The following is a 7797-nucleotide window of genomic DNA, read 5'->3' on the forward strand; positions in this document are numbered from 1 at the left end:
AACCCTGCGGCATATAAGGATGGCTATATGAAGCTGATCGGTTTCTTGCTACTCAGCTTGACCATGGGCGTCGCCCAGGCGCAACAGGCGCCCTCTGCCGATGCGCCTCCAGCCAGCAACGGTATGGCCGCGGTCACCGACAACGGACCCGCGGATGCCGTCAGGGAGATCCGGAAAGTCGCGGCGGACTACAACGCCGCCATGGCACGCAAAGACAGCAGCGCACTGCTCGACTTCTATTTTGACGGTAATGTACCGGTCATTGGCTCGGTCGCACCGGCGTCCTATGCATTGATGTTCTCTGCCAGCAAGGGCAAGGCGCCCAAGGTCTTTTCGTCACCGGCCAAGCAGGCCGTGCAAGGCGACACCAACCCCAAGGCAACCGTCGAAAAGGTGTCGAACCTAAGCGTGCAGACCGACGGCGCCATTGCCACCGTCCAATACGACTACGCCATTCCGCAAGGGCACGGCCATACCTTTTGGACCCTGGTGCATACCACCGATGCGTGGAAGATCACCTCGATCGTCTATTCGATCAATCTGGCCTCATTGGACAAAAAGTAAGCAGCAGCGAATGGCGGCGACAACGCGGCGCACATGCACGCGTAGGAAATTACGAACTCTTGCCTCACACTACCGCCTCGTCATAAGACGACTTATCCGATAACTCTTCAGGAACGAAGGAACAGGGGCGATATGTTTGGCATATTAAAAGACGACAACTGGCTCATGGCCGAAACGCGTATCGATAATTTACCTATTCTGATCCGTGTGAGGCAGGCCTTGCCGGCGGAGCAAGACCGCCGGCCGTTTACCGACTTGATGATCATCACCTGGCCTTACGAGATCACCGACTCCGGCATGCCATCGGCGCAGACCTACGAGCAAATGCTTCGCTTTGAGAAAGCCATTGAACAAGGCATCGAAGCCAACGGCATTGGCGTGCAGGCGGCCTCACTGACCGGCAATGGCCATAAGGAATGGCGCTACTTCAGCAAGAATGGCGAGGAGTTTTTATCCCAACTCAATATAAGCCTGGATGGCCATCCTGTTTATCCGATCGCGATCGAGTCTTTCCTGGATGAGGAATGGACCGCGCATTCGGAGTTATTGCCCCAAGCCCATGGAACACCGCCGGATCAAGTACCAGATTCCATCGCCTGATCCGACCAGCCTGGCCGAGAGAGCACCTTCGGCCAAGCTCCAAGTAGCGACTGGATGCTGTGCGACTCCCGCCCATCCGCAGGCGCAGCCGGATCTTCCATCGTCATACTGGCGGGCAAAGGTATCCATGCCTGCAACAACGCGATGCCAACGACAAAGCCCGGCTTCAACACGGCTAACTCCCTGGCAAATCGAACAGGCTCAAGGCTTGGCTTGCTGAAATACCGATGGATCCAGCTTGATGGAATAAAGCATCGCGTTGATTTTCCAGGCATCGCCGGTATTCACCAGTTGCCAGGTTTCGCTGCCTTGATTGGTCTGCTTGCCATCGAGAAGAAAGCGGTAATCGAAGTACACGGTTGCCACGGTGCCATCGGTCTCGATGCGCACATCCGAGAATTTTTCTTCGATGGGCTTGGGGCTTTTGCTGACGAAATCGGCGAATTTCTTGTAGTCGTCAGGCATCAGCCTGGGGGCCTCGGGACGCTTGGTTTTTATATGGCGATACGTTTCATCGTCATAGACCGATATCCATGCGCCACCCGGCAAGAACATCGCGCTCAGCGTGGCGCCATCCTTGGCGATAATCGCCGCCTTGAAGGCATCGACCAATTGCTCGATCTGCACCTTGGCGGCAGCGGGGTTGGCGGGTGGGCTCCCGGCATGCGCAAGCCCCATCGTTGCAGCCATTACCAAAGAAGCGAGCAAGATCTGTTTCATGGGTCACTCCATCGTGTCTACGTGGCGCGATTAAGCATCCATGTCGGCCGCGACAGCCAACGCTTTGCGGCGAGCCGTGCCTAGTTCGCGCCGGAGCGTTCACGCCGGTCTAGACAACAGTGGGTCGCAGACTCAGTACGATGCAGCGCATTTACAACCACATCCCCGGACCCTATGCACGAGATCTACATCAGTACCGATGTCGAGACAGATGGCCCGATTCCCGGGCCGCACTCCATGCTCAGCTTCGGCTCGGCGGCTTACACGGCCGACAAGCAGCTGGTCTCCACCTTCTCGGCCAACCTGGACACCCTGCCAGGGGCTTCGCCGCATCCGAAAACCGCCCAGTGGTGGGCCACCCAGCCAGCGGCCTGGGCCGCTTGCCGAAAGGATCTTGAACTACCCGAAGCGGCGATGCAGCGCTATGTCACCTGGATCGCCTCGCTACAGGGCAAGCCGGTTTTTGTCGCCTATCCGGCGGGCTTCGATTTCTTGTTTGTTTACTGGTATCTCATTCGTTTCGTCGGCGAAAGCCCGTTCAGCCACTCGGCGCTGGATATGAAATCGTTCGCCATGGCCGTGATGAAGACGGACTACCGGGAAAGCACCAAGCGCAACATGCCAAAACATTGGTTCGACAAATTGCCCCATTCGCACGTTGCGCTCGACGATGCCATCGAGCAAGGCGCACTTTTTTGCAACATGCTCAAGGTAAATCGCTCGTAGCGAAGAAACACGCAAGAAGAAGCACGCAGCACGCATAAACAACCAGCCGTCCGCATCTCCACCCACATAAGGAAGCCCCGTGAATACCTACCAAAAGACGGCCACTTTCATCTTTCGTCTGGTCGGCGGTTGCTGGGTCGCCTTCTTCGCCTTGATGTGGTCGCTGTATGCGATAGAAGCCGCCATGGGCCTGTCGGTGCAGCACTATCCCCTGCACATCATCCTGGGCAACCTCGGTTACATCGCGCTGGGTGTGTTCGCGGTGCTGGCTGCCAGGCCGCTGGGCCGCCTGATCGGCAGCGGGCTTGATACGTAACCAAGCCCGCCCTGTCCGCGATGATGTCTCCATGGGCCGCGGTATCGGCCCATGAATGCATCGACGCTGGTCAGTAATAGCCCACGGCGTTGAGAAACCAGCCGTGATAGCGATAGCCGAGCTTGGTCATGTCGTCGCTGAAATCGGTCATGTTGTAGCCGATGCCCATGCGAAAGTGCTTGCCGATGTCGTAATCGACACTGGTCAGCCAACCGTGCCGGGTGCCGCTGTCGTTCGAGCTCAGCACGCGGTACTCGCCCATCACACTGAGTCCGCCGAACACGTAGCGCCGCGCCTGCACGCCGGCCAGCGTGGCCCGGTTGTCGAACCATGCGCCGGTGCCGCGCCCCAGACGTGCCTCGCCCAGCCGGGTGGCCAGCTTGGCCGAGAACTCCCATGCGGTATCCAGCCGGTAAACCCCTTCCAGCGAATACACGGTGGAGCGCTGGTCGTAGAGTGAGTCCGACTCCACCTGCCCTGGCGACGACAAGTCGTAGAGGTAGGTGTATTTGCCGAGCAAGGTCCAGCGCGTGCTGTCCCACGGCCGCCAGGCAAAGCCCATATTCGACTCGACGAAGCGCGCATTGTTGGCCGGATCGACATCGTCCTTGGTCGTCGACCAGTTGATTCTCGCCGCCACCCGCAACGACTCGCTGAACTTGTAACTGAAGTTGTGCGTGGTGACCCATTGCTCGCGCTGCTGGGCACCTTCGTCGCGGCGGTATTCCAGCTTGCTCGACCAACTGGTGTCAGGCGTGGTCAAGCCGCCGTTGATGCTGCCCGCATGCCGATTGACACGACCGCCGCCGACTGCATCGAGCTTGCCGTCCTGCAGGGTGAAGCCGGTGGTCCAGCCGATGGCGGGATAGAAATCCATGCCGAAGGTATGCCCGACACCGGTGTCGGGGCCGGTCTTCAGCCACTGGCTTTCGTTGTACAGATTGGCCTGGCTGGACAAGCGCCAGCGCTGGCCCAGGGTCAATCCGTCCGGCTGCTGCGAGAGCAGGGTGGAGTTGTTGTACAGCGCGGTGGAGTCCACGGAATAGGTATAGGCGCCATACAGCGAATGATCCTGGCTCAAGCGATATTCGCCATTGACCTGGGCGGCGTTGCCACGGTCGCCGCCCGTCACCTCGGCGCCCACCGTGGAGAGATCGCCGAACAGATACTTGGCGCCCACGGTGGCCGAGTTGTTGCTCGGATACGCGCCGCCATCGTCGGCCAGGGTTACCTGCCCGTTGCCATACACATCCAGCGAACTGCCGATGCGCCGCGTGTAGCCCAGCGCGGCGAGCGTGCCGGTGCCACTATGCGTCTGGTAAGTCTCGGTCACCCGGCGCAACTCGGCGATCAGGTCCGAATGATCGGCCAGCCGCCAGTCGAGTTGCAGTTGCCCCTGCTCCAGCGCGTCGCTGCCTTGCTCGGCCTTGCTGTAACGGCCAGACAGTTTCAGGTCCGGACTCAACTGGCCGGAGAATTCGGCGCCGTATTCGTGAATCGCCTGGCCGAGTTCCGCGCGAGCCACCGAGTAACCCGAGGTCACATCGCGCCACCAGCCGCCCGCGGTCCACTCCTGCGCCGTCCAGCCAAGCTCCTTGAAGTTGGCTCGCGCATCGACCGCCGTGGCATTGCCGCTGCTTGCCGCCTGTGTGTTGTTATTGGTGCGGAAGAAACTCAGGCCGCCGTTATCCGAATAAAAGATCGGCGCGACCGCCTGATTGCTGTGCGAGCGCTCGACTTTCAGATACGTGCCGCGCCCTTGCTGCAAGGTGACGTCGGCGCCTTTCAGCGTGTAGTCGTCACCGGAACGGCCCTCGTCCACATAGGTACCGCCCACCGCGACGTGTTCGCCAAACCAGTGTTTCGCGCGCAGGCCGGCAGCGACATCGTTGCTGTCGAAGCCGCTGGGCACGTACTCGTAGTCGGCCAGCAGATGATTCTCGTAGCCGCTGAGCGGGCGATCGCGGATCAAAGTGTTGACGTTCTCGCTGGATATCTGCGCCAACGGTCGCGTCAACAGCACGCGTCCCTGCATCTCGTTGATCTGATAGTCGGCGCCGCGCACCAGGTTGATCCGGGTCACCACGCCACCCGTCGTCGGATCGCGCACTTCCAGCACCAGCTGATCCGAGCCCGGCAGCAGATCGGTATGCCGCAGGTAGTAAAGGCTGCCGCCGGTACCGAGGAATTCGGTATGCCCCAGCACCGTCTGCGCCTGCGAGGCGAACGCCTTTACCAGTGTGTTCGGATCGCCCAGTGGCGTACTGGCACGGCTGCGCCAGTCGATGGCGGCGCCGTACAGGCTGCGGATGTATTGCGCATAGCGGGTGCCGGTGAAACCGGTCTGGTAGTTGCCCCACAAGGCCTGGCTCTTGTCCCAGTCGAGCCGCGCATACAGCTTGCCCTGCGTATCGATGTCGCGATAGGTGGTCGAATCGTCACCGTACACCGGGTAATACATGTTCGGGTCCAGGCGACGGAACACGTCGCGCGGATCGGCCTTGAAGAAACCGTCGAACAGGCTGCCGGTGTTGCGCTCGGTGGTATCGGCCTGCGCGGTGAGCAGATAGCGGCCATCCAGCTTGCCCTTCATATAGAAGGCCAGACGCCCTTGATCGAGAAAACCGTCCTTGTATTGCGCATCGGCCGTCAACGCCGATGCGCCCGCGCCACTGACCGATCCCTTGGATACGGTCACATCGGCAATCGCGACGGCGAACAGATAGTTGTCGCGCACATTCACCGCCAGCGGGTAATCCATCCTGGCCCCGGCCGGCCCTTGCAGACTGACATCGAGCGTATGCGGCCCGCTGGGCATCAGATACTCGGCGACGAACTTGCGTTGCTGGTCGATCGGCACCGTCTGGCCGCCGATGTTCACGGCGTAACCTTCGGGCACGTTCTGGCCGAAGACGCGCACGCGCGAACCGCGAATGGTGATGTTCTGCTGACTCAGCGCGTTGCTGCCGAAGGTGCTGTCGAGCAATTGCCGCTGTTCCAGCTGGCTGCTGCTCAGGTCGCGCAACACCGTGCTTGCGCTCTGATGCATTTGATCGAGACCGCGCTGCCGATCCACCGGCCGCACCAGTTGCAAGGTACGCGAATAGGTTTCGTCCAGGCTGCCGTCTTCGCCCCAGGCGCGCAGCACGTAGCGCAACTCATCGCCCTGCTGCAGGCGTGCATCGGCAGGCAGCCTGCCATCCCATACCGCGCTGGCGACCGCGCCCGGCGTCACCTCGATCTCGGCCAGCGGCGTGACCAGATCGGTATCGCCGGATTTGTAGATGCTTACCTTCATGCGCCGAATGAAGGCGTCGTAGTTGCTGTAGATCTGGAAGCGCACCGGTTCGACGATGCGCCCTTCGGTGAAAGCAGCAGTGGAACTGCTTTGAATATTAAGCACCGGCGTGGTCAGCGTAGGATCTTCGGTCGCCCAGATCAGCCCGCCATTGGGCAGATCCACGTTGAAGCGCGCACGCGCCTGGGCCTTGCCGGGCTCGTCGACCGGTGCGGTCACGGTCACGCGACGATCCGGCGCCAGCGCGGCATCGCTATTGGCGCCGCCACCGGTGACCGGCCTGCTGTCACCGAGGCTGCGGATGCGCATCACCACCTGCCCATCCTGCGTGCATTGCTGCGCATCGCATATCGGCGCGGCGGCGGCTGTCGTTGCCGCTGAAGATGCAGCCGCCGGCGATGCGGTCGAGGTGGAGGTGGACTGTGCGAGCGCGGGCGTCCAAGTGCTCATCATCAGTACCGCGGCGATGGCGGCGTCCAGGCGGCGGATGCGCATAGGCTTGCTGGCCTTTAGATAGTGAGAAGAGTGCAGGGCGCTCATGGCGTGCCCTCCTGTCCGGCGGAAACCCCTGCGGCGGGATCTCCTCGATCGACCGGCTCCACTTCCACCCGTACATGCGCACGCTGCGTGGCATCCATATGCGAGACCAAGGCCTCGTACACCGCGCGTGCACGGCGCAGGCCCAGCGCTTCGTTATGTGCCGCGCTGGCGCGGCGGTCGGCATACCCGGTCAGATAAATACGGGCATGCTCGGGATGCGTCGCGATCAGCTTCGCCAGCCGATCCAGCAAGCCGGCGTATTGCGGTTTCACCACCGCGCTGTCGGTATCGAACAACACGGTACCCAGCGTCACGCTGCCATCGGCCAGCGAGGCAAGTGGCGCCTGCTGCTCGCGCAACACCACCTGCACCTGCGCACGCACTGCGGCAGGCAGCGCCTCCAGCAAGGCATCGCGCAAAGCGGCCGCACGCATCAACGCAAGGTCTTTATCGCTGGCGACGCCAAGCAAGGTGACCTCGCCACCGCCGTGTTCGGCCAGGGTCTTGGCCATGCTGGCGATGACAGGTTGATAAGCCGCCGCGATATGCGCGCTGCCCGGCTCGAAGATCACTTCGCCCAGTTCCATATCGGTTTGCCGGGACTGGCTCTTGATCACTTGCTCGGGCAGCTTCACGCCGAAATCGAAACGGCCGGGCATGCCCTGGGTAATGCGCTTCACCAACGGGTTCGGCGTGGTGAACACGGTGCCCGGCGGCAAGGTGGCCGGATCGACTTTCATGATGAAATTCCGTCCGCGCGCCATGTTCGGCACATCGATGCCTTCAAGATGGAAGCGGCCGTAGGCATCGCTTTCCATCACCAGTCCTTCGACCGTGCCGATGCGTACGCCGGGAATGCCGCGCTCGTCGATACCGCGATTGACGATGATGTAATCCACGCGAACATGGCCGTTGTCGGCAGGCGAAACATGTCGCTCAATGCTTAAGGCCTGCGCCGACATGCCTTTGGCCGCGTCGCCGCTGAGCGTGGCGGTTGTGCTGCCATCGGCGTGCATGCGCATGGCGGTGCCTT

The 7797-nt window shown here is 61.3% G+C and carries 7 protein-coding genes; 4 read left to right on the plus strand and 3 right to left on the minus strand.

Features of this window, described 5'->3' with window-relative positions; translation table 11 throughout:
- Positions 1-27: 27 nt before the first annotated feature.
- Both OUZ52_RS07975 and OUZ52_RS07980 read left to right on the plus strand, forming a co-directional pair.
- Positions 28-564 carry a hypothetical protein gene (locus tag OUZ52_RS07975; RefSeq protein ID WP_266157855.1) on the plus strand — a complete coding sequence of 179 codons (537 nt, stop codon included), beginning with the start codon at positions 28-30 and terminating at the stop codon, positions 562-564.
- A gap of 132 nt (positions 565-696) precedes the next feature.
- Complete coding sequence (locus OUZ52_RS07980) at positions 697-1164, plus strand: DUF695 domain-containing protein (RefSeq protein ID WP_266157856.1); 468 nt, start codon at positions 697-699, stop codon at positions 1162-1164.
- A 201-nt stretch (positions 1165-1365) separates the two neighbouring features.
- On the opposite strand, the gene OUZ52_RS07985 is transcribed toward OUZ52_RS07980, so the two are convergent.
- Positions 1366-1884 (minus strand): nuclear transport factor 2 family protein, encoded by a 519-nt coding sequence (locus OUZ52_RS07985; protein ID WP_266157857.1) that lies wholly within the window; start codon positions 1882-1884, stop codon positions 1366-1368.
- Between the two features lie 174 nt (positions 1885-2058).
- Here OUZ52_RS07985 and OUZ52_RS07990 point away from each other — a divergent pair, with 174 nt between their 5' ends.
- Positions 2059-2610, plus strand: coding sequence for a 3'-5' exonuclease family protein (locus OUZ52_RS07990; protein ID WP_266157858.1), 552 nt, complete (start codon positions 2059-2061; stop codon positions 2608-2610).
- Positions 2611-2689: 79 nt separating this feature from the next.
- Positions 2690-2926 (plus strand): hypothetical protein, encoded by a 237-nt coding sequence (locus OUZ52_RS07995; protein WP_266157859.1) that lies wholly within the window; start codon positions 2690-2692, stop codon positions 2924-2926.
- A gap of 70 nt (positions 2927-2996) precedes the next feature.
- On the opposite strand, the gene OUZ52_RS08000 is transcribed toward OUZ52_RS07995, so the two are convergent.
- Together OUZ52_RS08000 and OUZ52_RS08005 are read right to left on the minus strand one after the other, a co-directional pair.
- Positions 2997-6764 (minus strand): hypothetical protein, encoded by a 3768-nt coding sequence (locus OUZ52_RS08000; protein ID WP_266157860.1) that lies wholly within the window; start codon positions 6762-6764, stop codon positions 2997-2999.
- Positions 6761-7797: OmpA family protein (locus OUZ52_RS08005; RefSeq protein WP_266157861.1), on the minus strand; the 1037-nt coding region annotated here is incomplete at its 5' end. The genes OUZ52_RS08000 and OUZ52_RS08005, both read right to left, overlap by 4 nt.

Source organism: Dyella silvatica, assembly GCF_026283955.1.
GTDB classification, from domain to species: Bacteria; Pseudomonadota; Gammaproteobacteria; order Xanthomonadales; family Rhodanobacteraceae; genus Dyella_C; species Dyella_C silvatica.